The sequence below is a fragment of the Kitasatospora sp. NPDC042419 genome (genome assembly GCF_056437345.1).
In genome coordinates this window covers 219,597-246,591 of the sequence record NZ_JBWKAW010000005.1, presented here as the reverse complement: position 1 = coordinate 246,591, position 26,995 = coordinate 219,597, and the positions used below count along the sequence as shown (strand labels likewise).

The 26,995-nt window shown below is 73.0% G+C and carries 21 protein-coding genes, 1 pseudogene and 1 riboswitch; of the genes and pseudogenes, 7 read left to right on the top strand and 15 right to left on the bottom strand.

Annotation, left to right across the window (positions count from 1 at the left end; translation table 11 throughout):
- Window positions 1-13 precede the first annotated feature (13 nt).
- A complete protein-coding gene (locus AC067J_RS13215; protein ID WP_478298556.1) occupies window positions 14-2,254 on the top strand; it encodes an SGNH/GDSL hydrolase family protein in 2,241 nt (746 codons plus the stop codon).
- Window positions 2,255-2,353: 99 nt separating this feature from the next.
- Here the strand turns inward: AC067J_RS13215 and AC067J_RS13210 are convergent, their stop codons facing one another.
- The 5 genes from AC067J_RS13210 to AC067J_RS13190 all read right to left on the bottom strand — a co-directional run bounded on the left by AC067J_RS13210 (window position 2,354) and on the right by AC067J_RS13190 (window position 8,952).
- Window positions 2,354-3,721, bottom strand: coding sequence for a glycoside hydrolase family 113 (locus AC067J_RS13210; protein WP_478298554.1), 1,368 nt, complete (start codon window positions 3,719-3,721; stop codon window positions 2,354-2,356).
- 28 nt (window positions 3,722-3,749) lie between these two features.
- Entirely contained in the window at window positions 3,750-5,201 is a 1,452-nt protein-coding gene (locus AC067J_RS13205; protein WP_478298552.1) for a glycosyltransferase family 2 protein, read from the bottom strand.
- A 74-nt stretch (window positions 5,202-5,275) separates the two neighbouring features.
- The gene (locus AC067J_RS13200) at window positions 5,276-6,085 is read right to left on the bottom strand and encodes a hypothetical protein (protein WP_478298551.1); all 810 of its coding nucleotides are present in this window, start codon (window positions 6,083-6,085) and stop codon (window positions 5,276-5,278) included.
- Between the two features lie 200 nt (window positions 6,086-6,285).
- Complete coding sequence (locus AC067J_RS13195) at window positions 6,286-7,755, bottom strand: glycoside hydrolase family 26 protein (RefSeq protein ID WP_478298549.1); 1,470 nt, start codon at window positions 7,753-7,755, stop codon at window positions 6,286-6,288.
- Window positions 7,756-7,920: 165 nt separating this feature from the next.
- Window positions 7,921-8,952 carry a flagellar basal body-associated FliL family protein gene (locus AC067J_RS13190; protein ID WP_478298547.1) on the bottom strand — a complete coding sequence of 344 codons (1,032 nt, stop codon included), beginning with the start codon at window positions 8,950-8,952 and terminating at the stop codon, window positions 7,921-7,923.
- Between the two features lie 428 nt (window positions 8,953-9,380).
- Window positions 9,381-9,522: riboswitch (cobalamin riboswitch) on the top strand.
- Window positions 9,523-9,708: 186 nt separating this feature from the next.
- Between AC067J_RS13190 and AC067J_RS13185 the strand changes: the two genes are divergently transcribed.
- On the top strand, window positions 9,709-12,114 hold the full coding sequence (locus AC067J_RS13185) for a ribonucleoside-diphosphate reductase subunit alpha (protein WP_478298960.1): 2,406 nt from the start codon (window positions 9,709-9,711) through the stop codon (window positions 12,112-12,114).
- A complete protein-coding gene (locus AC067J_RS13180; RefSeq protein WP_478298545.1) occupies window positions 12,114-13,127 on the top strand; it encodes a ribonucleotide-diphosphate reductase subunit beta in 1,014 nt (337 codons plus the stop codon). Before AC067J_RS13185 ends, AC067J_RS13180 begins: the two co-directional genes overlap by 1 nt.
- Window positions 13,128-13,186: 59 nt before the next feature.
- On the opposite strand, the gene AC067J_RS13175 is transcribed toward AC067J_RS13180, so the two are convergent.
- The 3 genes and pseudogenes from AC067J_RS13175 to AC067J_RS13165 all read right to left on the bottom strand — a co-directional run bounded on the left by AC067J_RS13175 (window position 13,187) and on the right by AC067J_RS13165 (window position 14,355).
- Window positions 13,187-13,384, bottom strand: a complete 198-nt coding sequence (locus tag AC067J_RS13175) for a DUF397 domain-containing protein (RefSeq protein ID WP_478298958.1) — start codon at window positions 13,382-13,384, stop codon at window positions 13,187-13,189.
- 9 nt (window positions 13,385-13,393) lie between these two features.
- A pseudogene (locus AC067J_RS13170) lies at window positions 13,394-13,486 on the bottom strand (DUF397 domain-containing protein); the annotation flags it as partial.
- 11 nt (window positions 13,487-13,497) lie between these two features.
- Window positions 13,498-14,355, bottom strand: coding sequence for a helix-turn-helix domain-containing protein (locus AC067J_RS13165; protein WP_478298544.1), 858 nt, complete (start codon window positions 14,353-14,355; stop codon window positions 13,498-13,500).
- 228 nt (window positions 14,356-14,583) lie between these two features.
- Between AC067J_RS13165 and AC067J_RS13160 the strand changes: the two genes are divergently transcribed.
- The 3 genes from AC067J_RS13160 to AC067J_RS13150 all read left to right on the top strand — a co-directional run bounded on the left by AC067J_RS13160 (window position 14,584) and on the right by AC067J_RS13150 (window position 16,511).
- A complete protein-coding gene (locus tag AC067J_RS13160) occupies window positions 14,584-15,015 on the top strand; it encodes an ATP-binding protein (RefSeq protein ID WP_478298542.1) in 432 nt (143 codons plus the stop codon).
- A 29-nt stretch (window positions 15,016-15,044) separates the two neighbouring features.
- A complete protein-coding gene (locus AC067J_RS13155) occupies window positions 15,045-15,284 on the top strand; it encodes a hypothetical protein (RefSeq protein WP_478298540.1) in 240 nt (79 codons plus the stop codon).
- A gap of 162 nt (window positions 15,285-15,446) precedes the next feature.
- Complete coding sequence (locus AC067J_RS13150; RefSeq protein ID WP_478298539.1) at window positions 15,447-16,511, top strand: ferritin-like domain-containing protein; 1,065 nt, start codon at window positions 15,447-15,449, stop codon at window positions 16,509-16,511.
- Between the two features lie 99 nt (window positions 16,512-16,610).
- On the opposite strand, the gene AC067J_RS13145 is transcribed toward AC067J_RS13150, so the two are convergent.
- The 5 genes from AC067J_RS13145 to AC067J_RS13125 form a co-directional block, all read right to left on the bottom strand.
- Window positions 16,611-17,471 (bottom strand): sugar ABC transporter permease, encoded by an 861-nt coding sequence (locus AC067J_RS13145; RefSeq protein WP_478298537.1) that lies wholly within the window; start codon window positions 17,469-17,471, stop codon window positions 16,611-16,613.
- A complete protein-coding gene (locus tag AC067J_RS13140; protein WP_478298535.1) occupies window positions 17,468-19,087 on the bottom strand; it encodes an ABC transporter permease subunit in 1,620 nt (539 codons plus the stop codon). Before AC067J_RS13140 ends, AC067J_RS13145 begins: the two co-directional genes overlap by 4 nt.
- Window positions 19,088-19,171: 84 nt before the next feature.
- Window positions 19,172-20,476: a sugar ABC transporter substrate-binding protein gene (locus tag AC067J_RS13135; RefSeq protein ID WP_478298533.1), complete on the bottom strand. Its 1,305-nt coding sequence runs from the start codon at window positions 20,474-20,476 to the stop codon at window positions 19,172-19,174.
- Between the two features lie 163 nt (window positions 20,477-20,639).
- Complete coding sequence (locus AC067J_RS13130) at window positions 20,640-21,983, bottom strand: alpha/beta hydrolase (RefSeq protein ID WP_478298531.1); 1,344 nt, start codon at window positions 21,981-21,983, stop codon at window positions 20,640-20,642.
- Complete coding sequence (locus AC067J_RS13125; RefSeq protein ID WP_478298529.1) at window positions 21,980-23,785, bottom strand: glycoside hydrolase family 13 protein; 1,806 nt, start codon at window positions 23,783-23,785, stop codon at window positions 21,980-21,982. Before AC067J_RS13125 ends, AC067J_RS13130 begins: the two co-directional genes overlap by 4 nt.
- A gap of 183 nt (window positions 23,786-23,968) precedes the next feature.
- On the opposite strand from AC067J_RS13125, the gene AC067J_RS13120 reads away from it, so the two are divergent.
- Window positions 23,969-24,982, top strand: a complete 1,014-nt coding sequence (locus AC067J_RS13120) for a LacI family DNA-binding transcriptional regulator (protein ID WP_478298527.1) — start codon at window positions 23,969-23,971, stop codon at window positions 24,980-24,982.
- A gap of 98 nt (window positions 24,983-25,080) precedes the next feature.
- Here the strand turns inward: AC067J_RS13120 and def are convergent, their stop codons facing one another.
- A complete protein-coding gene (gene def / locus AC067J_RS13115; RefSeq protein ID WP_478298525.1) occupies window positions 25,081-25,722 on the bottom strand; it encodes a peptide deformylase in 642 nt (213 codons plus the stop codon).
- An 80-nt stretch (window positions 25,723-25,802) separates the two neighbouring features.
- On the bottom strand, window positions 25,803-26,792 hold the full coding sequence (locus tag AC067J_RS13110; protein WP_478298523.1) for a tetratricopeptide repeat protein: 990 nt from the start codon (window positions 26,790-26,792) through the stop codon (window positions 25,803-25,805).
- Between the last annotated feature and the right edge of the window lie 203 nt (window positions 26,793-26,995).

The window sequence follows — 26,995 nt, the reverse complement described above, 5'->3', positions numbered from 1 at the left end:
GGGAGCAGCACCCATGAACGACGGGCCCAGCCTCGGCGCGCCCTCGGCGGCGAGCGGACCCACGCTCCAGGACATGCGCGAGGCCCGCGGCTTCCCCGCCCCCCGCAGCAGCCGGTACGCCGTACCGGCACCCCCGCCGGAGCCGCCCCGCCCCGTCCCCCCGTCCGTGCGCTTCCAGGCGGTGGACGGCCTGCGCGGCCTCGCCATCGCCTCCGTGCTGCTGTACCACACCAACTGGTTCCAGAACGGCCTGTTCGGCGTGGACGCGTTCTTCGTCCTCTCCGGCTTCCTGGTCACCCTGGTGCTGATCCGCGAGCTGGACCGCACCGACCGGATCGCCCTCGGCGTCTTCTACCGCCGCCGCGCCAAGCGGCTGCTCCCCGGCCTGCTCGCCACCGTCTTCCTGGTGGTCGCGCTCTCCGCCCTGGTCAGCCCGCTCAAGGACGTCAGGGAACTGCGCCCGCAGGCGCTGGCCGCGCTCGCCCAGGTCGCCAACTGGGCCCAGCTGGAGCGCGGTGACGCCTACTGGCAGCACTACGCCGGGATCGACCCGCTGGCCGCCATGTGGTCGCTCAGCATCACCGAGCAGTTCTACGTGGTCTGGCCGCTGCTCCTGCTGCTCATCCACGCGCTCTGCCGCCGCTCGCTCACCGCGACCGGGATCGCCACCGGCGTACTGTTCGCCGCCGCGGCCGCCGTGGCCCCGCTGATGTGGAACGGCGACAACGCCGACCGCCTCTACCTGGGCACCGAGACCCGCGCGGTCGGCTTCGCCGCCGGTGCCGCCGCCGCCTTCGTGGTGTACCTGCGGCTGCGCCGCAAGGCCGTGGACGGCGCCGAGGCCGGGCCGCGCACCCTGCGCCGGTTCCAGGCCCGGTCCGGGCCGGCCGGGACGGTGGTCCTCACCCTGATCGGCACCGCGACGCTCGGCGCCCTGGTCGCGGCCAGCCTCACCGTCCACGACTACAAGCAGCCGTGGCTCTACCAGGGCGGCCTGGCCGCGGTGGCCGCCCTCTCGGCCCTCCTGGTCGCCTCGCTCTGCCACGACCGGGGCCCGCTGGTCCGGCTGCTCTCCCTGCCGCCGCTCCGGCTCACCGGCACCATCTCGTACAGCCTCTACCTGCTGCACCTGCCGGTCTACTGGATGCTCCAGCGGTTCGTCGACGACATCTCGCCGCCGATGCTGCTGGCGGTCGGCGCGCCGCTCTCCTGGGGGTTGGCCTGGCTGCTGCACACCGCCACCGAGCGGGTCCGGGTGCTGCGCTGGCGGCCGTTCCCGACCATCCCGGTGCTGGCCGCCACCACGGCGGTCGCCACCGTCGGCGCCTGGTACCTGCCCTCCTGGGTCTCGTACGACATGCGCTCCGGCCCGGCGGACCGGCCGCTGGTGCTCGCGCTGGGCGACTCCTTCTCGCAGGACCTGGCCACCGGCCTGTACCGGCACGGCGACCGGTTCCGGGTGGTCGACGGCGGGATCAGCGGCTGCGGGGTGTTCGGCGCGGAGAAGGTGCGCGGGACCTCGCAGGAGGAGTTCGACACCACCGACGAGTGCCGCGACCGGGCCGGGCGCTGGGAGAAGGAGCTGGACCGGTCCAAGGCGCAGGCGGTCGTGCTGCACCTCGGCTGGGACGCCGCCGAGCAGTACCTGGACGGCACCTGGCTCAACCCGTGCGACGAGTACTACCGCACCCGGTACGGCACCCAGCTCGCCGAGGCGGTCGCCCTGATCCGGCAGCGGTCGGGCGACGCCCGGGTGCTGCTGATGAACGAGCGGGTCGAGAACGGCGCGATCAACAAGACCTGGGGCACCTGCTACAACCAGCAGGTCGCCGAGTTCGTACGGGGCTCGGCCGGCACCGTCCAGCTGCTCGACCTGAACGCCTTCTACTGCCCGGACGGCACCTGCCTCTGGAAGGACCGCGACGGCCACCTGGTCTCCCCCGCCGCCGACGGCGTGCACCTGACGCCGGCCGGCATGCGGGTGGTCACGCCGTGGCTGGAGCGGCAGATCGCGGACGCGCTGGCCGGGGTGCGGCCCGACGGGCCCGCGCCCGCGGCGCCCTCGGCCACCCCGGGCGGACAGCCGAGCCCGCCCGCCCAGGCGCCCGCCCAGACGCCGGCGGCCGCGGCGTCCACGCAGCCGGCCGCCACCGGCCAGCCCGCGCCGTCCGGCCGGGCCACCACCGGGAGCTCCCAGTCGCCGGCCGGGAAGCCGTCGACGGCGGCCGTCCCGTCGGCCAAGCCCCAGCCGTAGGGCGGGCCCGGGGGCGTTCCCCGGCCGTGGGGCGTTCCCCGGCCGTGGGGCGCCCCGTCGAGGCGTCCCGGGTCCGGACGGGAGCCCCGTCCGGGCGCCCTAGCGGGACGGGCTGCGGGTGGGCTGTGCGCCGCCGGACGCCGTCGGGACGCCCGGCGCCCGCGTGCCGCTCGCGGGCGGACCGGTCGGGGTGCTCTGGCCCGCCGGGGTGCTCGGCGCGGCCGTGGTGCTCGGCGCGGGGGTCTCCGGGGCCTGCTGGGCCTCCGGGACGGCCGCCGGCACCTCGTAGGTCTGCGCGAAGCAGTCCCGGATCGCCTTCTCCGAGGCGGGTCGCCCGGCGAAGTCCATCCGCGGGGTGTCCTCGGTGGTCGGCAGGGTCGGGTCGATGCCGAAGTACAGCGACCAGAAGTAGACCCCGGCCACCTTCCGCTCCCGGGCGACCTGGCACACCGCGGTGAACCAGGTCGCCTGCACGGCCTCGTTCACCTCGTGCTTGGTGTAGAAGTCCCCGGGCGTCTTGTACGCGCCCTTCTGCGCCGGGATGCCGACCTCGGTCAGCTTGGTGGTCGGCTGCACGCCCTTGCCGCGCTTGTCGAGCCAGGTGTGCCAGCTGGCCACCAGCTCCGCCGCGGAGGCGTCGTCCCCCGCCGACTTGGCGGGGAAGTAGGCGTCGACGCCGGTCTGGTCCACCGGCACCGGGACCGGGCCCTTGGACCAGTTGTCCCAGTTGGCGTCGTAGGCCAGCTTGCCGCGGAAGGTCTTCCTGGCCTGCTCGGCCAGGCCGGCCCAGTGCGGGTCGTTCTCCAGCGAGTTGAACTCGGTGCCGATGGTGAACTCGGCCGCCCCGTGGTCCTGGGCCGCCTTCAGGTACGGCGTCAGGAAGGCGGAGTAGCTGGCGAACCAGGCGTCCCGGTCGGTGGGGGCGATGTTGCCGCGCCAGTTCCCGGTGGTGGTGTACTTCAGCGCCTCCTCGTCCAGGAGCGGCCGGACGGTGGTGCGCAGGCCCGCCCGGTGCGCGGCGTCCAGCAGCAGGCCGAGCCGGTCCGGGCTGGGCGTGGTCGGCCGGGCCGCGACGGCGTTGGCCTTGGCACCCACCGTGTAGTACGGGAACGTCACCGAGAGCGCGTTGGCGTTGAGCCCGACCACGTAGTCCACGATGCGGTCGACCTTGCCCTGGACGAAGCTCTCCGGGTCGTTCGGGTCGTCCAGCCAGTACACCTGGACGCCCCACTCGGGGCTGCCCTCGGCCCACGGCCGGGCCACCCTGGGGCCGGTGTCGGCGGGCTCCTGCGGCGTGTCCTTGCCGAAGCCCCAGACCCGGCCCTGCTCCTCGGCGGCGCCGGCGAAGTGCACCTCGGTCGGCCGCCGGTGGTCGAACTTGACCGGGTGGTCGCCGAACAGGATCGGGACGCCCACGGTGATGCCGAGCACGGCGGTCGGCAGGATGAAGATGACGAAGCGTTTCATGGTTCTGGCAGCAGTCCCGTGTGATCCGTCAGGCCGGCTTGGCGATGACGACGAACTTGTTCTCCTCGCGGCGCAGGAACTTGATCAGCCCGCGCAGCCCGCCCCAGCCCTCCAGGAAGGAGAACAGCGGGATGGCCGCGACCACCGCGATCGGCTCCCACCACTTGCGCCGGTGGTTGGCCGAGGCGACCACGTTCAGCCGCAGGCCCTCCCAGTACGTCCAGATCACGTAGGCGAAGTTGATCGACCAGACCAGCACCACCGACTGGGTCACCGGCGAGGTGTTCATCGTCCCGGTGAACCAGGCGACCAGCAGCACCAGGCCGACGTGCTGCAGCGGGCCGAGCACCCAGCTCACCATGCCCATCCCGATGAACAGCCGGAACCGCAGCGGGATGGACTTGTTGAAGCAGAGCGCCACCAGGCCCCAGGCCCACCGCTCGCGCTGCTTGAGGAAGTCCTTGACCCCGGCCGGCGAGGCCCCGTAGCAGCGGCCGTTGAACCAGTCGCTGCGGCCCGGGTAGCGCAGGCAGAAGTTGAGCGCCATCTGGGCGTCCTCGACGATGGTCTTCGGGCCGAAGTCCCAGCCGATGGTGGCCTCCACCGAGGAGCGCACCAGCAGCAGCTCGCCGTGCACGCCGGCGATCGGGGTGCCGGTGCCGGTCATCGCGCGGAACCGGGCGATGTCGTCGGCCGGGCGGATCGCGTCGGCGAGCCAGGTGAAGGTGGAGACGGCGTTCTCCCGCGGGTACGTCAGGATGCCCTGCGCCATGTGCTTGGCGTCGTCCCCGGCCCGGCGCTGCCGGTTGATGAACTGGGCGACCGCGGCGGCGGTGTCCGGCCCGACGCCGGTGTCGTCGTCCATGTGCAGCACCCAGACGTCGTCCTCGGCCTCGCCCTCGTCGATCCGCAGCTCGTGCGAGTAGTGGTTGGCGCGGGCCTTGAACTTGGTGCCGTTCGGCGTCTCGTACCCCTTCGGGACGGTCACCACCCGGATCAGCGGGTGCCGGGCGGCCAGGTCGTCGATCTTCTCGGCGGCCGCGCAGCCCTCCTCGGTGAGGATGTCCACCCGCATCCACGGAAAGTAGACCGGCAGGTGCTCGACGTACGAGAGGACCGAGCGCTCCAGCGCCGGGTAGGTGTCGTGCCGGCCGATGGTCGGCACCAGCACGATCAGGTAGTCGTCGTCGACCGGCGCCGGCGGGGTCATCCGCCCGGCCTTGCGGATCCGGCGGCGCACCATCAGCACGCCCTGGAAACCGATCAGCACGCCGAACACCGGCATGCCCCAGAGGATCGTGATCACCCAGCCGAGCGGGGTCGGGTTGGGCACGTACGCCCAGATCGAGAAGCCGAAGATGACCAGGAAGGAGAGGTAGAACGGGACGACCCGGGGCTTCCACGACATCTGCCGGTCGGCGAGCCGAGCGGCCTCGCGGGACGTGGTCAGGACCGTCCGCACGGGTGCTGCTGAGGTCATGGTGAAAGGGATCCCTCGTCGTCTTCGGCTGTGCGTTCATCCGTCCGGCCCAACGGCCGGAGGCATCGAGCAGGCTACCCCGGGTAGGGCGGGGTGTCCTGGGGAGGCCGGACCTGACCGGGCGCCACCGGGCCGGGTGACACCGGGCCCGGCGTCACCGGCGGGGCCGGCCAGGGCTGCTGGGGGTACGGCTGGGGCTGCTGGGGCTGCGGCCAGCCGGTCTGGGTCGGCTGGTCGTGCGGGCCGGGCTGGGCCGGGGGCTGCGGCTGGGTCTGCGGGTGGGGCGCCTGCTGCGGGTGGGGCGCCTGCTGCGGTGCCCAGGCGGCCGGCGGCTGGGCGTACGGCGGCTGGGCCGGTCCGCCGAACGGTGCCTGCCCCGGGTACGCCTGCGCGGGGAACGGCGACTGCGCCGCCGCGGCCGCCCACGGAGCGGGCGCCGGCTCCCAGCGCGTCTCCGGCCGCCGCAGCGAGCGGACCAGCAGCAGCACCAGCGCCGCCGCCACCAGCACGCCGAGCCCGAAGGTCACCAGCTTCAGCCAGCCCTCGGTGGTCCCGGTGAACCAGCGGCGCTGCGGCTCGTCCAGCAGCGCGCCGCTCAGGCTGCGCACCCGGTTGTAGCCCTCGACCAGCGCCACACCGACCGCCACCCCGCGCGCCCAGAGCTGCCCGCGCAGCAGCAGGATGCCCGAGACCAGGTACAGCAGGCCGTAGTTGAGGCTGCCGGTCTCGGCGGCCACGGCGTCGCTGCCGTAGTAGAAGATGCCCTTGACGAAGGTGGCGGGGCCGGCCTGCCAGAAGCAGTTGTACGCCGCCCAGCCGAGCAGGACGGCGCCCCAGGCCACGGCTATGCCGCCGGCCGGGCGGTCCGGACGCGCCTGTGTCATCTCCCGTACCCCCGCCCGCCGGGTGTCCCCCGGCATCAGCCCGCTCGATTCCGGGCCACAGGATGCCACACGGGCAGACGGGCCGGAATTCCGGGCGTCCGGGGGCCTCCGACTTGTTACCGAACCCGGCGGCCGCCGCCCCGGCCCGGCGCCCGGCCGCGGCCCCGGAGCGCGGCTCCGGCCGGCGCCCGCCGCCGGCGTCACCGCACGTGCAGGCCGCCCCAGTCCACGTTCGCCCCGAACGCGGCCGAACCTCCGGTGAGCGCGAGGGCGTTGTCGTAGGTGGCCTTGACGTCGGCGTTGGAGTTGCGCGGCTGGTCCGGGGTCAGGTTGTCCGCCGTCAGCGACTGGCCCCAGACCGTCCAGATCGTCCACGGGGTCCGGCGCAGGGTGTCCGGCTGGCGGGCGTTGACCGGGACGGCGAAGGACTCGGCCAGGATCCGCGGCTTGCCGTACCCGGCCAGGCCGTCGTAGTAGCGCTTGGTCCACACCTCTCCGGTGCCGATCGGGCGCGCCGGGCTGCCGCTGTAGTCGTCCACCCCGACCACGTCCACGAACTGCGCGCCCGGGTAGTAGTCCCACGGGTCGACGCCGGGGGCGCCGTCCCAGGACACCGGGGTCCAGGCGAACAGCAGGTTGTGCAGGCCCCTGGTCTCCACCAGGTAGTGGTAGGTGATCCGCCAGAGCGCCTGGTAGTCGGCCGGCTTCCGGCCGGACCACCAGAAGCCGCGGGCGCAGTCGGCGGCGTTCATCTCGTGGTACGGGCGCAGCAGCACCGGCACGTCGTGCGCGGCGAGGTACTCCAGGTGGTCGGCGAGGAAGGACAGGTCGGTCAGCAGCGCCCGGTACTCGGGGGTGTCGCCGGTGCTGTCCACGACCCGGCCGAACCAGCCCGGGTCCCGGGCCGCGGGCGAGGACGAGCAGAGCACCCGGTCGAAGGACTTCACGTCCGAGCCCGGGTAGGGCTGGTGGAAGGACATCCCGACCAGGCCGGCCGGGGCGCCGCCGTTGTCGGGCAGCTCGGTGGTGGTGCCGTCGCAGTTGCGCTGGACGCCGGACGCGCCGTACGTGCCGTCCGCGGCGCGCGGGTGGCCGGACCATACGGCGGCCATCAGGTCCACCGCGTCGTCCGCGTACTGCCAGCCGACCGCGCAGGCCGGCCAGCGGCCCTCGGAGTAGGAGCGCGGGTTGCCGACGCCCCAGCCGCTCAGGCCGTAGCCGGGGCCGAGGTCGGTCTCGACGAAGCCGGGCAGCTTGCCGGTGATGTCGGCGGCCTTCTTGTAGTAGTAGCCGACCGGCTTGGTGCCGCGGTAGTCGCCGTACTCGGGGTTGTAGCGCTCGTTGTGCCCCTCGATGTGCTGGCCGATCACCGTGCCGCCGGATCCGCCGGACCGGGCCGCGCCCTCCAGGTCGGCGAGCAGCTGCTGGACGGCCCGGGCGTTCGGCGAGGCCTTCGGGTCCCGGGCCAGCAGGCCGCGGCCGACCTCCGGGGGCAGGGCGCGGCCCGCCCCGTTGAGGGTGAGCACGCTGCGCTCGGTCGGACCCGCGGGGCCGGGCGGCGGGGCGGAGCGGTCGTCCCGGCCGCCGAGGACCAGCACGCCGGTGGCGAGCACCGCGGCGGACGCGGCCAGCACGACCGGTTTGCCGCGCAGCGGGCGGGGCAGGGCCACGGGGCGCTCCTCCGGATGCCTGGGCCGGCCGGCCGCCCGGCAGCGGCGACCGGGCCGCCACGACCGGACACGCGTGCGACTGACAGCCCGCGAGCCTGCCACACTCCCCCGCGTCCCGGCGAACGGGCGCGCGGGGGACAGCCGGCCGGGCCGGCGGCGGGCGGGTCAGCCCGCCGGGACCGCCGGCGGGGCGGCGGGCGCCTTGGCCCGCTGCAGCAGCTGGTTCTTCACGTGCTCGCCGAAGCCGGCGGCGGCCGCGGTGGCGGCGGCGTCCGCGGTGTTGCCGCCCTTGGCGGAACCCTCGACGGTGAAGTAGGCGTAGCGGCCCAGGGTCGCCTTGCTGTTGGTGCAGCCCGGGGTGGCGCAGAAGACCGGCGCGCCCGGGGCGGCGGCGCCCTTGAGGTGGCCGACGTAGCTCTTCATCGCGGTCTCGGCCTGGATCTTGTGGTCGAAGACCGCGACGCCGACCGTCACCGCGCTGTCGCCGGCGACGTAGGTGGCCCGGAGCACCTGGCGGCAGCCCTGGTCACCGAGCACCCGGCCGAGCCCGCCGACCGTGGAGTTGCCGTCCCAGCAGGGCGAGTCGAGCGAGACCACGGTCCGGTTCCAGGTGACGCCGTTGACGCTCACGGTGAGCGCCGAGAACAGCGCCGCCGCGTCCTGCGGGGCAGGGTCGGTGGCGGCGTCCCAGAGCGGCTTCGACGGGTCCTCGGGGGTGGCGCTCGCGGTCGGAGTGGGCGTCGGGGTGGCGGTGGCCGTGGGGGACGGCTTGGCGGAGCCCGTCAGCGTCGGCGCCGGCTGCTGGGTGGCCCCGGTCGCGGTCGCGGTGGGCCCGGCGATCGGCTTCCCGTCCTCGTCCTTGCCCAGGAGGAGCAGGCCGCCGGCGACGGCGCCGCCGACCAGCAGGACGGCGACGGCCGCGCCGATGATCTTCAGTCGGGTCTTGCGCCGGCCGTCGGCCGCGTTGCGCTCGGCGAGGGCGGCCCAGTCCGGCTCGGTCGACTGCGGCTGCGGCGGGTGCTGCCAGTGGTGCGAGGGCACCGGCATCGGCTGCTGCTGGACGGGCTGGGGCTGGACGGGCTGGGGCTGCACCGGCTGGGGCTGCACCGGCTGGGGCTGCACCGGAGGCTGCGGCGCGGGCGGCTGCACCGGCGGCGGCACCTGGACCGACTGCGGCGGCTGCGGCAGCACGGGCACCGGCGGAACCACCGGCCGGACCGGCTGCGGCGCCGGCGGCCCGTACGAGGGCGGCGGCGGCCCGAACCCGCCCGGGGCCGGCGGCACGGCCTGGCCGCCGACGGGCGGCTGCCCCGGCGGCACCGGTCCGGGTCCACCCGGCTGCTGGTTCTGTACGCCCCCCGACCCGGCGGGAGGGGCCGGCTGTTCCCCCTGCGAAGCGGGCTGTCCAGACCACTCCCCGGGCACGCCCGTTCCGTCGCTCATGAGCCGAGATCGTAGGGCATGCCCCTGACCGGCGGCCGCCCCGGTAACCATTCCGTTTCCTAATCCGGACACGCCCGAGGGCCTCCGGAACCTCGGCCCGCGCCCCTTCCGGCCTCCCGCCCCGGTACCAGCCGTCATCGGGCCAACACGCCGCGCTGCACAACATGTGGTGTCGCATCGAGAGAGCACCACTAGATGTATGCTCGACCCTGCTGTCGACGCAGGGGAACCCGGTGCAAGTCCGGGACTGCCCCGCAGCGGTGAGCGGCCGTTCCCCAACGGGGGCCCGCGAGTCCGAGTACCTGCCGACGGTGTGCGAGCGCCTCCCCGCAGAGGCCCCAGCACGAGCACCACCTTCCGGGCCTCGCGGGCGGGCCGGGGACGACACGCCGCGCGACGCCACGGGCGTACCGCGCCGTCCTCCCCTGCCCCGAACGGCCCGGTACCCCGATCCACCGCCGCCGATCGCCGCCAGGAGAGAGCGCCTTGACCACCGCTGCCTCAGTCACCCTGCCCGCCCAGGGTTCCAGCTCCGCCCCCACCGACCCGACGGTCTCCGACCCGGGCGGCGCGCTCCTCCGACTGCTGACCGATCGCAGCGCCGACCTCCCCCAGGTGGACCCCGGCCACGTCGCCGCCGCCGCCCTGCGCGGCCGCCACGCCGGCTCGGACTTCGCCGAGCTGCGCGGGCTGGCCGTGGACGCCGCCGCGTCGATGATCGCCGAGGACCCGCAGTACTCGAAGCTGGCGGCCCGGCTGCTCGCTCTGGAGATCGTCGACGAGGCGGCGAGCCAGGGCGTGGTCTCCTTCGCCACCTCGATCACGGTCGGCCACGCCGAGGGCCTGATCGGCGACACCACCGCGGCCTTCGTCGCCAAGCACACCGACGCCCTGAACGCCCTGATCGACCCGGCCGGCGACGACCGCTTCGAGTACTTCGGCCTGCGCACCGTGCAGTCCCGCTACCTGCTGCGCCACCCGATCACCCGCAAGGTCGTCGAGACCCCGCAGCACTTCCTGCTCCGCGTCGCCTGTGGCCTGGCGGTCGGCGACAACGAGCAGTCGGTGCGCGAGGTGGCCGAGCTGTACCGCCTGATGAGCCGGCTGGAGTACCTGACCTCCTCGCCGACCCTCTTCAACTCCGGCACCCGGCACCCGCAGATGTCCAGCTGCTACCTGCTGGACTCCCCGCTGGACAACCTGGACTCGATCTACTCGCGGTACGCGCAGATCGCCCGGCTCTCCAAGCACGCCGGCGGCATCGGCCTCTCCTACTCGCGGATCCGCTCGCGCGGCTCGCTGATCCGGGGCACCAACGGCAAGTCGAACGGCATCGTCCCGTTCCTGCGCACCCTGGACTCCTCGGTCGCCGCCGTCAACCAGGGCGGCCGCCGCAAGGGCGCGGCCTGCGTCTACCTGGAGACCTGGCACGCGGACATCGAGGAGTTCCTGGAGCTGCGCGACAACACCGGTGAGGAGGCGCGCCGCACCCACAACCTGAACCTGGCGCACTGGATCCCGGACGAGTTCATGCGCCGGGTCAACGCCAACGCCGACTGGTCGCTGTTCTCCCCGGCCGACGTCCCCGAGCTGGTCGACCTGTGGGGCGCCGACTTCGACGAGGCCTACCTGAAGGCCGAGCTGGCCGGCAAGGCCGTCCGCACCATCCCCGCGCAGACCCTGTACGCCCGGATGATGCGCACCCTGGCGCAGACCGGCAACGGCTGGATGACCTTCAAGGACGCCTCCAACCGCGCCGCCAACCAGACCGCGCTGCCCGGCCGCACCGTCCACTCCTCCAACCTCTGCACCGAGATCCTGGAGGTCACGGACGACTCCGAGACCGCCGTCTGCAACCTCGGCTCGGTCAACCTCGGCGCCCACGTCGCCGCCGGCGCCACCGCCGCGGACCTGCTGAACGCGATGGACTGGGAGCGGCTGGACGCCACCGTCCGCACCGCCGTCACCTTCCTCGACCGCGTGGTGGACATCAACTTCTACCCGACCCCCGAGGCCGGCGCCTCCAACTCCCGCTGGCGCCCGGTCGGCCTCGGCGTGATGGGCCTGCAGGACGTCTTCTTCCAGCTGCGCCTGGACTTCGACTCCGCCGAGGCCAAGCAGCTCTCCACGCTGATCGCCGAGCGCATCATGCTCACCGCGTACGAGCGCTCCGCCGACCTGGCCGAGCAGCTCGGCCGCCACGAGGCGTACGCCGAGACCCGCGCCGCCCGCGGCGAGCTGCACATCGACCACTTCCCGAGCGCCGCGCCCGAGTGGGCCGCCCGCTGGGAGGCGCTGCGCTCCCGCATCGCCACCACCGGCCTGCGCAACTCGCTGCTGCTGGCGATCGCCCCGACCGCGACGATCGCCTCGATCGCCGGCGTGTACGAGTGCATCGAGCCGCAGGTCTCCAACCTCTTCAAGCGCGAGACCCTCTCCGGCGAGTTCCTCCAGGTCAACCCGTACCTGGTGCGCGAGCTCAAGGAGCTGGGCGTCTGGGACCAGCAGACCCGCGACGCGCTGCGCGACGCCAACGGCTCGGTCCAGGAGCTCGGCTGGCTGCCCGCCGAGGTCCGCTCGCTGTACCGCACCGCCTGGGAGCTGCCGCAGCGCGCGCTGATCGACCTGGCCGCGGCCCGCATGCCGTACATCGACCAGAGCCAGTCGCTGAACCTGTTCATGGCCGCGCCGACCATCGGCAAGCTCAGCTCGATGTACGCGTACGCCTGGAAGGTCGGTCTGAAGACCACCTACTACCTGCGTTCGCGCCCGGCGACCCGGATCGCGCAGGCCGCCTCGGGCACCGCCCGCGCCGCCGCCCCGGTGCCGGTGAACGCCCCGACCCTCACCCCGGAGGAAGAGGCCGCGCTGGCCTGCTCCCTGGAGAACCCCGAGTCCTGCGAGGCCTGCCAGTAATGTCCGACGACCAGAAGATGCTGCTCGACCCCGGCTTCGAGCTGACGCTGCGCCCGATGCGCTACCCGTCGTTCTACGACCGGTACCGGGACGCGATCAAGAACACCTGGACCGTCGAGGAGGTGGACCTCCACTCGGACGTCGCCGACCTGGCGAAGCTGAGCGAGGGCGAGCGCCACATGATCGGCCGCCTGGTCGCGTTCTTCGCGACCGGTGACTCGATCGTCGCCAACAACGTGGTGCTGAGCCTCTACAAGCACATCAACTCCCCGGAGGCGCGGCTCTACCTGAGCCGGCAGCTGTTCGAGGAGGCCGTGCACGTCCAGTTCTACCTGACGCTGCTCGACACCTACCTTCCGGACCCGGAGGACCGCAACGCGGCCTTCGCCGCGGTGGAGAACATCCCCTCCATCCACCAGAAGGCCCAGTTCTGCTTCAAGTACATGAACGCGGTCGACCACATCGACTCGCTGCAGACGAAGGAGGACAGGCGGGCGTTCCTGCTCAACCTGATCTGCTTCGCCGCGTGCGTCGAGGGCCTGTTCTTCTACGGCGCCTTCGCCTACGTGTACTGGTTCCGCAGCCGCGGCCTGCTGCACGGCCTGGCCACCGGCACCAACTGGGTGTTCCGCGACGAGTCCATGCACATGGACTTCGCGTTCTCGGTGGTGGACACCGTGCGCGAGGAGGAGCCCGACCTCTTCGACGAGGAGATGGCGAAGCAGGTGACGGAGATGCTGGAGGAGGCCGTCGAGGCCGAGCTCCAGTTCGCCCAGGACCTGTGCGGTGACGGCCTGCCCGGCATGAACACCGCCTCGATGCGCGAGTACCTCCAGGCCGTGGCCGACCAGCGGCTCGCCCGCCTCGGCATGCCGATCCGGTACGGCTCGACCAACCCGTTCGGGTTCATGGAGCTGCAGAACGTCCAGGAGCTGACCAACTTCTTCGAGCGGCGCGTATCGGCCTACCAGGTCGCCGTCGAGGGCTCGGTCGCCTTCGACGACGACTTCTAGGAGCAGGACGAACGGAGGTGCCCCGCACGGCTGTGGCCGTGCGGGGCACCTCCGTCTGTTCAGGCGCCCGGGAACTCCCCGCCCTTGACCCCGGCGAGGAACGAGGACCAGGCATCCGCCGCGAACAGCAGCGCCGGCCCGTCCGGGTCCTTCGAGTCGCGGACTGCCATTCCACCCAGCACCAACTGGCCGGTCTCCACGCACTCGTTCGCCTGAGCGCTGTAGCTGCTCTTGTGCCAACCAGCTCCGGCGATCACGGCGGGAACGACCTCCGCTACCTCAACGCAGTCGCTCTGAGCACCCGAGTAAGACGACTTGTGCCACCCGAGTCCAGCTGCGGAGGCAGACAACAGGAACATACTCGCCATTTCTAGACCTTGTCCTTTGCGCGCTCAATGAGTGCGACCGATTCGGTGCGCGGCAGCGATTCCGCCAAGGCACGGCGGAACAGGTTGGTGTACTTGAACACTTCCTCCGGCTCCTCGATGTAGAGCGTGCTGAGGAGACTGTCGACGTAGACCACGTCCGTCTCCGTCGCTTCGGGAAAGCTCAGGATCGCGACAGGCCCGAAGAGTGCGGCATGAACATCAGATTCCTCCGGTAGGACCTGGATGTTGATGTTCGGCTGATCGGCACTCGCCACCAGGAAGTCAAGCTGTTCCCGCATGACCGACTGGCCTCCGATCCGGTGCTTCAGCACGGATTCCGAGAGGACGACCCACATCCGGAGCGGAGCCTCTCGTGCCAGCACCGCGCGCCGCTCCTGACGAACCTTCGTGAGCCGCTCGACCTGCTCCGGAGTCGCGTCCTCTATCTGGGCACGGACCACCGCGCGCGTGTAGTCCTCCGTCTGCAGCAGCCCCGGCACCAGAAACGTCTGGATGCTGTACATGTCCGACGCATCGGATTCCAGCGCGATGAAGTCCGCATAGAGCGGCGACAGGGTGTCCGAGTACCGATCCCACCATCCGCGCAGACGCCCCTCGCGCGACAGGGCCTCCAACCGACTTCGAGTGGCCGGCTCCGCCACCCCGTAGAGGTCGAGCAGCAGCCGAAGATCCACCAGTCGAATGCCTGACTGCGCAGCCTCGATTCGACTGATCTTGCTCTCGGCGCAAGCAAGATGCCGCGCTGACTGGGCGATCGTCAGATCCGCTTCTGCTCGCATCTCCTTGAGCGTTCGGGCCAGCCGCCGCTGCCGAACTGTCGGATTCCGGTTCACGGGCATCGTCGCGACCTCCCCACTTCTGTGATCTGCCAGTCTGCCCTCCCTCGCCACTCGACAACAATCTTTGATCACTTCCAAAGTGGGGACTTGCACTTTGGAAGTTCCCAGGAGCATGCTACTCAACGTAGTCCGCTGATTGACACGTTGTGATCACGGCGGGCTGTTCACCGGGCATCCCCATGCCTGCTTCAGCTGCTGTCACCCAGACCGACCAGAGGTGGCCCCGCCATGCCTGAAACCGTCTCCCCCAGCCCCACCGAGCGGACCTGCTGGCTGCCCCGGCACCGCACGTCCCCCCGGACCGCCCGCCAGGAGCTCCGTTCCTTCCTCCTCCCCCTCCCCTCCGGCGAACTCCTCCTCACCACCGGGGAGTTGCTGGTCAGCGAGCTCGTCACCAATGCCGTCCAGCACGCCCGCACCCCGCGCGACCGGCTGATCCTCGTCCGCTTCCGCCTCTCCCCGGACAACACCCTCCGGATCGAGGTGCACGACGCCGACAGTGAGAAGCCCGCCCTCCGTACCGCCTCGGACCGCGACGAGGCGGGCCGAGGAATGCTCCTCGTCCACGAGTTGGCCACTCAGTGGGGCTGCTGCCCCCGCGTCGGCGGCGTCGGCAAGTTCGTCTGGTGCCACGTCTCTCCCGACGCGGCCGCCGCGTGAGCGCCGTCCGGGCCGGGATCTCGGGAGTCATGCTGCCCGTCGACTTCCCGAGCCTCGACCACGCACTGCCCGTCCTCTGGGAGCGCGTCCGCGCACTCCCCGTCCGCGAGGCCCACCGGGACTTCATCCGCCCCTGCATCGGCCCCGGCAACGGCGGCGGCGTCGCCCGCTGCCTCGCCCGGGGTGGCCACTGGAGCACGACCCTCTACGTCGGCGACATGGCCGCCTGGACCGCCCACCCCACCACCATCACCACCCACCGGCCCTGAACTCCCCCGCCCCGCCCGGCGCCCCCGCCGGGCGGGGCAGCCGGGCGGGGGCCGCACGCCACCCGTCCGGATGAACTCCCGGGCCACACCACGACCAGACGTACACCCACGACCACCGCCCCGAGTACGGTCCGGCCACGACCGACCGAAAGGGGACGCACCATGACCGGGGTCCTGGACTACGAGAGCGCCGACATCGTCCGGCTGATGAGCATGGCCGAGGACGACTGGACCGAACAGGAGCTCAAGGACGCGCTCCAGCGGGCCATCATGCTGGAACTCTCCACCATCCCGCCCTACGCCACCGCGCTCTGGTCGATCACGAACCGGGACGACGGCGAGCCGGTGTTCCACGGCGTCAAGGAGATCATCTTCGACGAGATGTCCCACTTCGGGCTGGTCTGCAACATGCTCACCAGCATCGGCGGCACCGTCGTCCTGACCGACCCGCTCACCGTCCCCAAGTACCCCGGTGAGCTGCCCGGCGGCGTCAACCCCGGGCTGGAGGTCTTCCTCAGCGGGCTGAGCCGCGAGTCGGCCGCCCTGTTCGCCGAGATCGAGAAGCCCGAGAAGCCGCTCGCCTTCGCCCTCGACGGCAACACCATCGGCGCCTTCTACACGCGGATCGCCAACGTCTTCCCCAAGTTCGCCGGCCTGATCGGGAACCGCAACCAGGTCACCTTCCCGCTCACGAGCCACGGCAGCGGCAACAACGTCGTCCCGATGACCAGCCTCGACGCGATCCTCAAGGCCATCGAGATCATCAAGGCCCAGGGCGAGGGCACCGAGGCCTCCCCCGAGAACCCCTTCCCCGGCAAGCCCGGCGAGCTCGCCCACTACTACGTCTTCATGGAGATCGCCAAGGGCCGCAAGTTCGTCCGCGACCCGAACACGGGGAAGTTCGACTTCACCGGCCCCGAGGTGCCGCTGCCCGACACCGCCCCGGTCGGCCGGGTCCCCCGCGGCGGCTGGGCCGACGACCCCGGCAACGCGCCCGACCAGGCCACCGCCGTTCTCCTGCACGAGTTCAACCAGCGCTACAGCGACATGCTGCGCGCCCTCGAACACGCCTGGAGCGTCCCCAGCGGCCAGGGCAGCAGCTCGATCGGCACGGCGATCGGCCGGATGAGCGCCATGCGCGAGTCCGCGATCGGGATCAGCGCGATCAAGCTCCCCGCCGACCCCCGCTTCACCTACGGCCCGGAGTGGCTCTTCGTCACCGACTGACCCGGCGGGCCACCGGGCAAGCCGAGCCCGCCGCGAACGCCGCCGCCCCGTACGGAACTCCCGTACGGGGCGGCGGCGTTCCGCCGGGCGCCGGGCGGCTCAGCCCTTGACCGCGCCGGCGGTCAGGCCCTGGGCGAGGTAGCGCTGAAGGAACTGGTAGACCACGATCACCGGCAGCGAGGTGACCAGGGCCCCGGCCGCGAAGAGGCCGTAGTTCTGGTCCTGCTGGCCGGAGATGATCCCGTAGAGGCCGACCGCCACCGTCTTGGACTCGTTGGAGGTCAGGAAGATGCCGGCCAGGATGACGTCGTTGAGCGCGGTGGTCAGCGACAGGATCGCGATCACCACCAGCATCGGCGCGGCCAGCGGCAGGATCAGCCGGAAGAAGATCTGCGCGTGCCCGGCGCCGTCCACCTTGGCCGCCTCGTCGATCTCCCGCGGGATGGTGTCCAGGTAGCCCTTCATCAGCCAGGTGTTCACGCCCATCGCCCCGCCGAGGTAGACCAGGACCAGCCCCCAGGGGGTGTCCAGGCCGATCGCCGGCAGCACGTCGCCGATCTCGGCGAACAGCAGGTAGAGCGAGACGACCGCGAGGAACTGCGGGAACATCTGCGCCAGCAGGACGGTGATCAGCCCCACCCGCCGCCCCCGGAAGCGGAACCGGGAGAAGGCGTACGCCGAGCAGACCCCGAGCAGCACGTTGAGCACCGCGAAGCCTCCGCAGACCAGCGCCGTGTTGGCCAGCCAGCGGGCGAACGGGTACTGCTCGTCGGTGAACAGCGCGGTGAAGTTGGCGAACGAGGCGTGCTCGGGCACCAGCGTGGAGGACTGCAGGGTGCCCAGCGGGTTGAGCGCGGCGGAGAGCACGAACAGCAGCGGGAAGAGCGCGAAGCAGACGGCGAGGACGGCGACCAGGTGCCGCCAGCCGAACCGGCGCAGCCATCGGGCGGTGGTGGTCATGCGTTCAGCTCCTCAAGGGCCCGGGTGCGGCGGAAGCCGACCAGGGTGATCAGCCCGACCAGCAGGAAGATGAAGATCGACAGGGCGGCGGCGAAGCCGTACTGGGCGCCCTGGCCGCCGAAGGCCACCCGGTAGGTGTAGCTGATCAGGATGTCGGTGGCGCCGGCCGTACCGCCCGCGCCGTCGAACGGCCCTCCTCCGGTGAGCAGTTGGACGGCGTTGAAGTTGTTGAAGTTGAAGGCGAAGGAGGAGATCAGCACCGGCGCGGCGGCCACCAGCAGCAGCGGGAAGGTGACCGCACGGAACGCCGTCCACGGCCCGGCGCCGTCGATCCGGGCGGACTCGTTCAGCTCGGCCGGCATGGACTGCAGTACCCCGGTGCAGATCAGCAGCATGTTGGGGAAGCCCAGCCAGAGACTGGTCAGGACGACGGCGAAGCGCGCGCTCCAGGTGTCGCCGAGCCAGTCGATCCGGGTGTGCAGCAGCTGGTTGAGCAGCCCGAAGTCCCGGTTGTACATGCTCTGCCAGATCAGGATGCCGATGAAGGCGGGCATCGCGTACGGCAGGAGCAGCAGCGAGCGGTAGACCCGCTGCCCGCGCAGCCGGGGGTGGTGCAGGGTGAAGGCGAGGCCCAGGCCGAGCGCGAAGGAGGCGCCGGTGGAGAGCGCGGCGAAGCCGAAGGTCCAGGCGAGCACTCCGAGGAAGGGGCCGCGGATGGCCGGGCTGGTCAGGACGGCGGTGAAGTTGGCGAAGCCGATGGTCCGGTGCCAGCCGGTGGGCAGGGTCCGGCCCGAGCCGTCGGTGGCGGTGAACCGGCCGTCCGCGGGCCGGTAGACGGTGCCGGTGCGGGTGTCGGTCAGGGTGTCGGCCCTGCCGTCGTACGTCAGCACGGGCCGGGCGGTGGTGGCCGAGGAGAGGCCCTGGCTGACCACGAAGCCGCCGTCCACCGGGACCCGCAGCTCCTTCAGCTCCCGGGCGCGGCCGTTGACCTGGCCGAAGGTGAGGATCCGCAGGCCCGGCGCGGCGCTCACCCGGCCGTCGGGCGCGGTCACCGTCCCGGCCGGGGCGGGGGCCAGGCCGCGGGCGGTGCCGGCCTCGGTCCGGCCGGTCGCCGGATCGGTGAGCAGCAGGACGAGCGGGCCGCCGTCCGGGCCGGCCGCCGGGTCGGCGGCGACGGTCAGCGTGTACGAGGCACCGCCGGGGACGGGCTCGGCGGAGCTGTCGACCAGGGTGCGGACGGCCTGCTCCTTGCTGAGCAGGTGTCCGTCGCCGTAGTCGGTGAAGGAGACCGCGACGATGTGGAGCACGGGGTAGACCACGAAGGCCAGGAAGAGCACGGTGGCCGGCAGCAGGTACTTGGCGGCGAGCCGGCGCGGCGACAGGTAGATCCAGAAGGTCGCGCCGGTCGCCGCGGCGAGGACGCCGAGCGCCGCCCAGTGCCCGGCCTGGTGGAGCTTGGGCGCGGCGAAGAGGGCGAGCGCCGCGACGCCGGACAGCAGGGCGATCTTCACCAGCTGCGCGGTCAGGGCGCCGGCCCGGCGGGGCGGGCGCCCCGGGGCCCCGGCGGGGGCGGGGGCGGCCGGGCGCCGGCTGTCCTGAAGGGTGGGGGTGTTCATGGGTGGGTCCCTGGTCCGGAGGGCGCCCGTCGGGTGGTGACCGTCCGGGTGCGGAGGCGTGGTACCGGCTGGGGTGTCCGGGTGTCAGTGCGCGGTGCCGAGGGCGGTGCGGATGGCCTCGCCGGCCCGGCGCATCGTCTCGGCGGGGTCGGCGCCGGCCACGATGTTGGCCTCGGCCTGGCCGAGCGGTCCCCAGATCGCGTTCATCGCGGGGATGGTCGGCAGTGGCTGCCCGGCCGCGCCGGCGGCCGCGAAGGCGCCGATGTCCGGGTCGCTCGCGGAGACCTTGGCCAGCGCCGAGGCGAGCGCGGGCGGTTCCGGGGAGGCCTGGTAGAGCGCCAGCTGCCCCTCCTCCGAGCCGACCGCGCGCAGCAGGAACTCCTGGGCCAGCGGCTGGTTCTTCGCCTTGGCGGAGAGGTAGAAGGCCTGCACCCCGATGAACGGGCGGGCCTGCCCCTTGCCCGCCCAGCCGGGCACCGGGGAGATCGCGTACGGCAGGCCGGCCTGCTTGACCTGCCCGAGCGCCCACGGCCCGGCCACCAGGAACGGCGTCCTGCGGCCGGTGAACAGCGAGATGGCGTTGGTGTCCACCGAGCGGTTGAACAGGCCGGCGCCCTTCTCCCCGTACTGCTTGAGCAGTTCGCCGGCCGCGATCGAGCCGGGGCCGCCGACGCCGAGGTCGGCGGTGTCGGGGCTGCCGTCCGGCTTGCTGCCGAACAGGTAGCCGCCGGCCGAGGTGAACAGCGGGTGCAGGGCGTACGCGTTGCCCTGCTGGCCGATCGGCAGCGCCAGCGGCACCTCGGCCTTCCCGGCCCGGACGGCGCCCTGGGCGGTGCCGGCCAGTTCCTCGAAGGTCGCGGGCGCGGCCGGGGACAGCTCGGTGTTGCGGAACAGCACCAGGTTCTCGGTCGCGTACGGCACCCCGTACTGCTGGCCGTCGTGGGCGACGGCGCCCAGCGCGGCCGGCTGGAACAGCGCCTTCTGCTGCGCGGTCAGCGGCACGGGGGCGACCACGCCGTTCTGCACCAGGTTGCCGAGCCAGTCGGAGGCGCCGACCACCAGGTCCGGCCCCTTGCCGGCGTTGGTCGCCGACACGTACGCCTGCTGGGTGTTGACGGACTGCGGGGCGACGGTGACCTTGACGCCGTGCTCCCGGCCGAAGCTGTCGGCGAGCGGCTGGAGGGCGGCGGCCTGCTGGGTCTGCGCCCAGATCACCAGGTCGCCCCCGTCGGCGGGGATCGGCGGGGCGGTCATCGGGCCGTCCGCGGCGGCGGTGCCGGCGGCGGGCGCGGGGCCGGCACCGGGGGAGGTGCCGCCGCAGGCCGTGACCAGCAGGGCGAGCAGGCCGAGGGCGGCGGTTCTGCGGTGGCGGATGATCCGGTGGCGCATGGTCCGAGACTCCTTCGTCCGGGAGGGGTGCGGGCGGGTGCTGCGGGTGCGGGCGGGCGGTGCGGGTGCTGCGGGCGGTGCGGGTGCTGGGGGGGGGACGGGTGCTGCGGGCGGGCGGGGTGCTGGGGGGCTTCGCCCGAGGCGGGACGGGGCGGGGGACGGGTCAGATGCCGTCCGCCGGCCGGTGCCAGCGGTCGACGGTGAGGTCGAGCCGGGTGTCCCGGTCGACCCGCAGCGGGTGGAGCACCCGCCGGCCGTCGGCGTCGACGGCGTCCAGGCCCCAGCCGCGCGAGACGCCGCCGTCGAAGCCGGTGCCGCGCGGGACGGCGATCCGGCCGCGGAACCGGCCGGGCCCGGCCGGGGCGCAGGGCAGCGGGCCGTACATCACCGGGGCGTCGTCGGGGGTGCCGGGCGGGACGGTCACGGTCACCTCCAGGACCGGTCGGGCCGGCAGCTCCGGGACGACCGCGACCTCGGTGTGCGCGGCCAGCCCGTGGGCCCGGACGGTGACCGCCGTCCGCCCGGCGGCCAGCGGGTGCAGCCCGCCGTGCGGCGACACCGCCGCCACCCCGGGGTCCTCGACCCGGTAGCCGGCCTCCAGCGCGGTGTACCGGACGCCGTCGGCGCGGACCGCGACCGGGTTGACGGCGCTCCAGGTCTCACCGGGCGCGAGCAGGATCTCCGGCTCGACGGTGAGCGAGCGCACCGGCGAGGGCGCGCCGAACAGGTGCAGCAGCGCGTGCCGGGCGCGCGGGCGCCAGGCGTTCTCGTGGTGCGGCGCCGCCGGGTCCTCGTAGTAGAGCAGGTCGGCGCCCGAGGTGTAGCCGGCCTCGTCGAGCAGCGCGGCGGCCAGCTCGCGGGCGGGCCGGGCCATGATCAGCCCCTCCCGGCCGCCGATGTCCAGCCAGAGCCGCCGCGGCCCGCGCCGCCGGTAGCGCTCGTGCACCACCCGCTCGCCGAGGTCGGCCGGGTCGACGTGGGTGAGGAACGGGGAGAGGACGGCGGCCAGGCCGAAGACCTCGGGCCGGCGGAAGGCGATGTGGTACGTGACCAGGCCGCCCATCGAGGAGCCCATCAGCGCGGTGTGCTCCGGCCCGGTCCTGGTCCGGTAGCGGGCGTCGACGAACGGCTTGACCTCGTCGGCCAGGAAGGCCTCGTAGCGGTGGCCGCGGAGCGGGGTGCCGGGGGTGCGCCAGTACTCGGCGACGTGCGAGTACTCGGTGCCGCGGTCGGCGCCCGCGTTGGGCACCGCGACCGCGATCAGCTCGGGGACCAGCCCCTCCGCGTACAGCGCCTCCAGCGTCCGGTCCACCGCCCAGGTGGGCTGCTGTCCCCGGTCGAAGACCTGCTGGCCGTCGTGCAGGTAGAGCACCGGGTAGTCGGCGTCCGGGTGGTCGTCGTAACCGGGCGGCAGGTGGACCAGCAGGTCCCGTTCGTTGCCGAGCGATTCGGAGCGGAAGCCGGGTATCCGCTCGATCCGGCCCCGGCGCACGGCGGTCGCGCTCACCGGGCCACCGACCAGACGTGCACGGCCGGGCCCTCGGCGGGCAGGTCGCGGCCGGGGACCAGCTGCGGCCCGCCGAGCAGGTGGGTGGCGTGCCACTCGCCGGCCACCGGCGGGTGGTCGGCACGGCTGATCTGCACCAGGATCCGCTCCCGCTCGTCCTCCCGCTCGAACAGCAGGACGTCGCGCTCGGCGAGCAGCCAGCGCAGCCCGCCGCCGGTGAGCGCGCTGTGGCTGCGGCGCAGCCGGACCAGCTCGCGGTAGGTGCGGTAGGTGTGCTGGTCCCACGCGGACTCGTCCCAGGGGAAGGGCTTGCGGCCCTCCTCCAGGCCCTCGCCCAGGACGCCGACCTCGTCGCCGGAGAACACCATCGGAATGCCGGGCAGGGTGAACAGCAGGGCCGCACCGAGCAGTTGGCGCTCCGGTCCGGCGAAGCTGCGGAACCGGGCGGTGTCGTGCGAGTCCAGCAGGGTCAGGTTGTGGACGCGGCTGCGCCAGGGCAGCGCGGCGCCGAACGCCGTCATGGTGGCCCGCAGCCGGGCGCCGTCGTAGTCGGGGATCGGGCCGGGGACGGCCCAGAAGTCCTTCTGGTCGTGCCGCTCGGCGAGCCAGGACCAGACCGGCCGGGTGAAGCCCGCGTAGCTCATGGTGCCCTGCCAGCCGTCGCCCGACAGGGCGAGCGAGGCGTCGTGCTGGTGCTCGGCGAGCAGGACGGCGTCCGGAGCGGCGGCCCGGACGGTGGCCGCGGTGGTGGTGGCGACCAGCCGGTTGAGTTCGACGTCGCCGCGGCGGCCCGCCATCTGCGCCACGTCGACCCGCCAGCCGTCCAGGTCGAACGGTGCGCCGAGGTACTTGGCGATCACCGAGTCGGGCCCCTCGTAGAGGCGGCGGCGCAGTTCGGCCGAGCGGTGGTCGAAGGTCGGCAGGGTGCGGACGCCGAGGAAGGTCGCGTAGTCGTCCGGCCCGCCGTCGCCGAAGAAGTAGAAGCCCGCCTCCGGGCTCGCCGGGTCGGCCTGCGCGGTGCGGAACCACTCGTGCTCGCTGCCGGAGTGGTTGAGGGTGATGTCGCCGATCACCTTCATGCCGCGCCGGTGCGCCTCGGTGGTGAGGGCGATCAGCGCCTCGTCGCCGCCGAGCGCCGGGTCGACCCGGTCGAAGGAGACGGCGTCGTAGCGGTGGTTGGAGCGGCCCTCGAAGAACGGGGTCAGGTAGATCGCGGTGGCGCCGAGCCGCTGGATGTGGTCGATCTTCCGCACCACGCCCCAGAGGTCGCCGCCGTACATCTGCTGGAGGGCCTCGGCGTCGCCGGTGCGCAGCGGGGTGTCCCAGTCGGCCGGGCGGGCCCAGGCGGCGAGCGGGGAGTCGCCGGAGCGGTGGTAGCGGTCCGGGAAGACCTGGTACACCACGGCGCCGGCGGCCCAGGCGGGCGGGGCGGGGTGGGTGGTGAGGCGGAAGTCGGTGGCGTCGGGCAGGTCGTGGTCGTGCAGGCCGGCGGCGGTGAGCCAGCGTCCGCCGTCCGGGGTGTGCAGCCAGAACCGGTAGTTCATCTCCGGGTTGACCATCTCCAGCGCGGCCCGCCACCAGGTGGCGTCGGCGTCGGCGCGGTCGATCACGGCGGCCGTGAAGTGCGGCTCGCCGTCCGGGACGGAGCGCAGGAAGACCCGCTCGACGTCGTGCCCGGCCGGCACCCGGACCAGCAGGTCGACGCTCTGCCCGAGGTGCGGGGCGAGGTCGCCGACGTACCGCGCGGACCCGTCGTGGTGCGGCTGGTGGCGGGCGGCGAGGCGGTGGCTGGCCGTGTCCATGGGGCTCCTCGGGGCGGGTGGACAGGTTAACGGATGCCGGCATTCCGCTTTCCGGGGCCGACGAGGGAACCGTAACGGGCGTGAAACTGTTGCGCAATACGTTGCTAAGATCGTTTCATGCAGTTCCAGGGCCTGCCGCGCCAGGCTTTGTAAGATGCAGGCCAGACCAGACCGGAGGACCAATTGAGCGGCCCGTCACTGCGCGACATCGCCGCCCGGGCGGGCGTCAGCGCCGCCTCGGTGAGCAGGGTGATCAACGACCGGCCGGGCGTCTCCGACGACACCAAGCTGAAGGTCGCCGAGGCCATGCGGGAGCTCGGCTGGCAGCCCGACCAGGGCTACGACCCGCACCAGGGCGCACTGATCGGCATCGTCGTCCCCGAACTCGACAACCCGGTCTTCCCGCTGCTCGCCTCCGCGATCGAGGTGCAGCTCGCCAAGCACGGCCTGACCGCCGTGGTCGGCACCTCCACCCGCCAGGGCACCGCCGAACTCGGCTACATCGACGTCCTGCTCCGCAAGGGCGTCTCGGGGCTGGTCCTGGTCTCCGGCCGGCACGCCAACCCGCACGCCGACCACGGCTTCTACCGGCTGCTGCACGAACGCGGCATCCCGATGGTGCTAGTCAGCGGCCGGGTCGAAGGCCTCGCCGTCCCCACCGTCGCCACCGACGAGGCGCTCGGCGCCCGGACCGCCGTCGCCCACCTGCGCGAACTCGGCCACCGCCGGATCGGCCTGGCCGGCGGCCAGGGCTACCTGCGCCCCTCGCTCAACCGCCTGGACGGCTACCGGCGCGCGATGCGCGAGCTGCTCGGCGAGGAACCCCCCGCCGACTGGTACGCCGAGTCCGCCTACTCGATCGCCGGCGGCGCGGCCGCCGCCCGCCAGCTCCTCGACGCGGACGTCACCGCGGTGATCGCCGGCAGCGACCTGATGGCCCTCGGCGTGGTCCAGGCCGCCCGCGAGGCCGGCCTCACCGTCCCCGGCGACCTCTCGGTGATCGGCTACGACGACTGCTACCTCGCCGCCCACAGCAACCCGCCGCTCACCACCGTCCGCCAGCCGATCGAGGAGATGGGCGCGGCCGTCGCCGACGCCCTCTGGCGCCAGCTGGAGGGCCACGGCGGCCGGGCCCGGGACTACCTGTTCACCCCCGTCCTGGTCGCCCGCGACTCCACCGCCCGACTGCGCGGCTGACGCCCCGGCCCCGGCGCCGACCCGCGCGGGCGCACCCGGACACGACGAGGGGCCGGGGAGCACCCGCTCCCCGGCCCCTCGTCAACTCCCGGACGGCGTCAGCCGTTCGACACCGTCGCGTACCGCGGCGTGCCCTCGGCCATCTGCCGCAGCGCGTCCTTGCGGTCCCGCTTGGACAGCTTGTCGATGTACAGGAAGCCGTACAGGTGGTCGGTCTCGTGCTGGAGGCAGCGGGCGAAGAACCCGGTGCCCTCGACCCGGACCGGGTTGCCGTCCTTGTCCTGGCCGGTCACCGCCGCGTAGTCCGGGCGGGGCAGCTCGGCGTAGGCCGTCGGCACCGACAGGCAGCCCTCGTTGCCGTCGTCCAGCACCCGCCGGCGGTCCGCCGGGTACTCCTCCAGCACCGGGTTCACCACGTGGCCGATGTGCCGCACGCCCTCGTCGTCCGGGCAGTCGTAGACGAAGACCTTGAGGTCGACGCCGATCTGGTTGGCGGCCAGGCCCACGCCCTCCGCCGCGTACATCGACTGGAACATGTCGTCGATCAGACCGGACAGCTCGCCGTCGAAGGCGGTCACGTCCTTCACCTCGCGGTGCAGCACCGGGTTGCCGAAGACGGTGATCGGACGCGCGGTGCCCTTGGAGAGGTCCGGCTCCTCGCCGACCACCTTCACCGGCTGGTCCCCGCCCTGCTCGGGCTCGTGGTCGTGGTCGTGCTGGTGGTCGTGCTGCTCCGCCATCGCTGCTTTCCGCTTCCGCTTCCGTCGACTGCCGTGCCCCTGGACTGTCAGGCCGTACCGGTCAAGGGTAAGCGGCCCGGTCAGCAGACTTCTTCGAGATCCCGATATGCCCGGCTCGCCGGGGCCGCAGCCGCCCAGCGGTCCAGCAGAGTCCGCACCAGATGGGCCGGTGCCGCGATCCCGCACTCGCGCTCGACCAGCCAGGACATCCCGCCCGCGCCCTGGCTGAGATGGCTCAGGTGGCCCGGGTGCGCGGCGTCCCCGTCGTCGTGCGGATCGTGGTGGGCGGTGTGCCCGTCGTCCGAGGCCATCCGGCTCTCCGAACACGCACGACAGAGCAGCCGCACCGAGGACGTCCAGTCCTCCGCCGCGTAACCGGCGTCCGCGACCAGCCGCTCCAGGGCGTCCCGGTCCGCCGCCGTCGCCGCCTGCAGCAGCACCACGTACGTCGGCACCGGGGACGGCGCCCACAGCTCGATCTCGTCGAACACCGGGAAGGCGACCCCGTCGGTGACCCGCTCCCCGTGCGGCGCACCGTCGTGCAGCACCACCTCGCCCCAGCGCCGGCCGGAGGACGGCAGCGGGATCGACAGCACCTCGATCCGGGCCGGGTCCAGCCGCCGGCCCCACACCACCTCGGACTCGCCGTCCGGGGAGAGCCGCACCGGTGTCGTCCCCAGGTCCAGGCTGACCGGCCCGTCCGGCTGCCCGCCCGGGCCGCCGGGCAGCCGCAGCCCGTACGCCTGCCAGGCCCGCCGGGCCAGCGGCCAGTCCTGCAGCGCGGTCGCCGTGATCCCCAGGTTCCACCAGTCGGGGGCGCCCTGCTCGCGGTCGAGCAGCGCCACGGCCCGCAGGCCGGCCGACCGCGCCTGCTCCCAGTCGCGGCGGAACTTGTGCAGCAGTGCGAGGTTGAACCACGAGTCCGACAGCCACGGCTCCAGGTCGGCCGCCATCACCAGCAGCGCGCCGGCGTCCTCGTAGCGGCCGTCACCGATCAGCGTGAAAGCCCGGTCGGTCGTCTGCCGCCAGGTGGCGGACGGCCGGTGTCGTGCCCGGTGGAAGATCCTCACGTTCGTCCCTGCCGTCGTCGTCCGCTCAAGTCCCGTGTCCGCTCCCGCGTCCCGGGCCCGGTGCCCCGGGTCGGTGTTCCACGCTACGACCGCATCCAACCACGCCCACCGCCGCCCGCGCTTCCCACCGCCGCGGTTGCCCGTCTCCGGCCCCCACCCCCCAGCCTGCCCGCCCCACCCCGCCGACTCAACCCCGGACGGCA

What these genes read in the sequence shown, in the direction of transcription:
- AC067J_RS13215 (WP_478298556.1), top strand. Translation starts at nt 14, where the DNA reads ATGAACGACGGGCCCAGCCTCGGCGCGCCCTCGGCGGCGAGCGGACCC.
- AC067J_RS13210 (WP_478298554.1), bottom strand. Translation starts at nt 3,721, where the DNA reads ATGAAACGCTTCGTCATCTTCATCCTGCCGACCGCCGTGCTCGGCATC.
- AC067J_RS13205 (WP_478298552.1), bottom strand. Translation starts at nt 5,201, where the DNA reads ATGACCTCAGCAGCACCCGTGCGGACGGTCCTGACCACGTCCCGCGAG.
- AC067J_RS13200 (WP_478298551.1), bottom strand. Translation starts at nt 6,085, where the DNA reads ATGACACAGGCGCGTCCGGACCGCCCGGCCGGCGGCATAGCCGTGGCC.
- AC067J_RS13180 (WP_478298545.1), top strand. Translation starts at nt 12,114, where the DNA reads ATGTCCGACGACCAGAAGATGCTGCTCGACCCCGGCTTCGAGCTGACG.
- AC067J_RS13165 (WP_478298544.1), bottom strand. Translation starts at nt 14,355, where the DNA reads ATGCCCGTGAACCGGAATCCGACAGTTCGGCAGCGGCGGCTGGCCCGA.
- AC067J_RS13160 (WP_478298542.1), top strand. Translation starts at nt 14,584, where the DNA reads ATGCCTGAAACCGTCTCCCCCAGCCCCACCGAGCGGACCTGCTGGCTG.
- AC067J_RS13155 (WP_478298540.1), top strand. Translation starts at nt 15,045, where the DNA reads ATGCTGCCCGTCGACTTCCCGAGCCTCGACCACGCACTGCCCGTCCTC.
- AC067J_RS13150 (WP_478298539.1), top strand. Translation starts at nt 15,447, where the DNA reads ATGACCGGGGTCCTGGACTACGAGAGCGCCGACATCGTCCGGCTGATG.
- AC067J_RS13145 (WP_478298537.1), bottom strand. Translation starts at nt 17,471, where the DNA reads ATGACCACCACCGCCCGATGGCTGCGCCGGTTCGGCTGGCGGCACCTG.
- AC067J_RS13140 (WP_478298535.1), bottom strand. Translation starts at nt 19,087, where the DNA reads ATGAACACCCCCACCCTTCAGGACAGCCGGCGCCCGGCCGCCCCCGCC.
- AC067J_RS13135 (WP_478298533.1), bottom strand. Translation starts at nt 20,476, where the DNA reads ATGCGCCACCGGATCATCCGCCACCGCAGAACCGCCGCCCTCGGCCTG.
- AC067J_RS13125 (WP_478298529.1), bottom strand. Translation starts at nt 23,785, where the DNA reads ATGGACACGGCCAGCCACCGCCTCGCCGCCCGCCACCAGCCGCACCAC.
- def (WP_478298525.1), bottom strand. Translation starts at nt 25,722, where the DNA reads ATGGCGGAGCAGCACGACCACCAGCACGACCACGACCACGAGCCCGAG.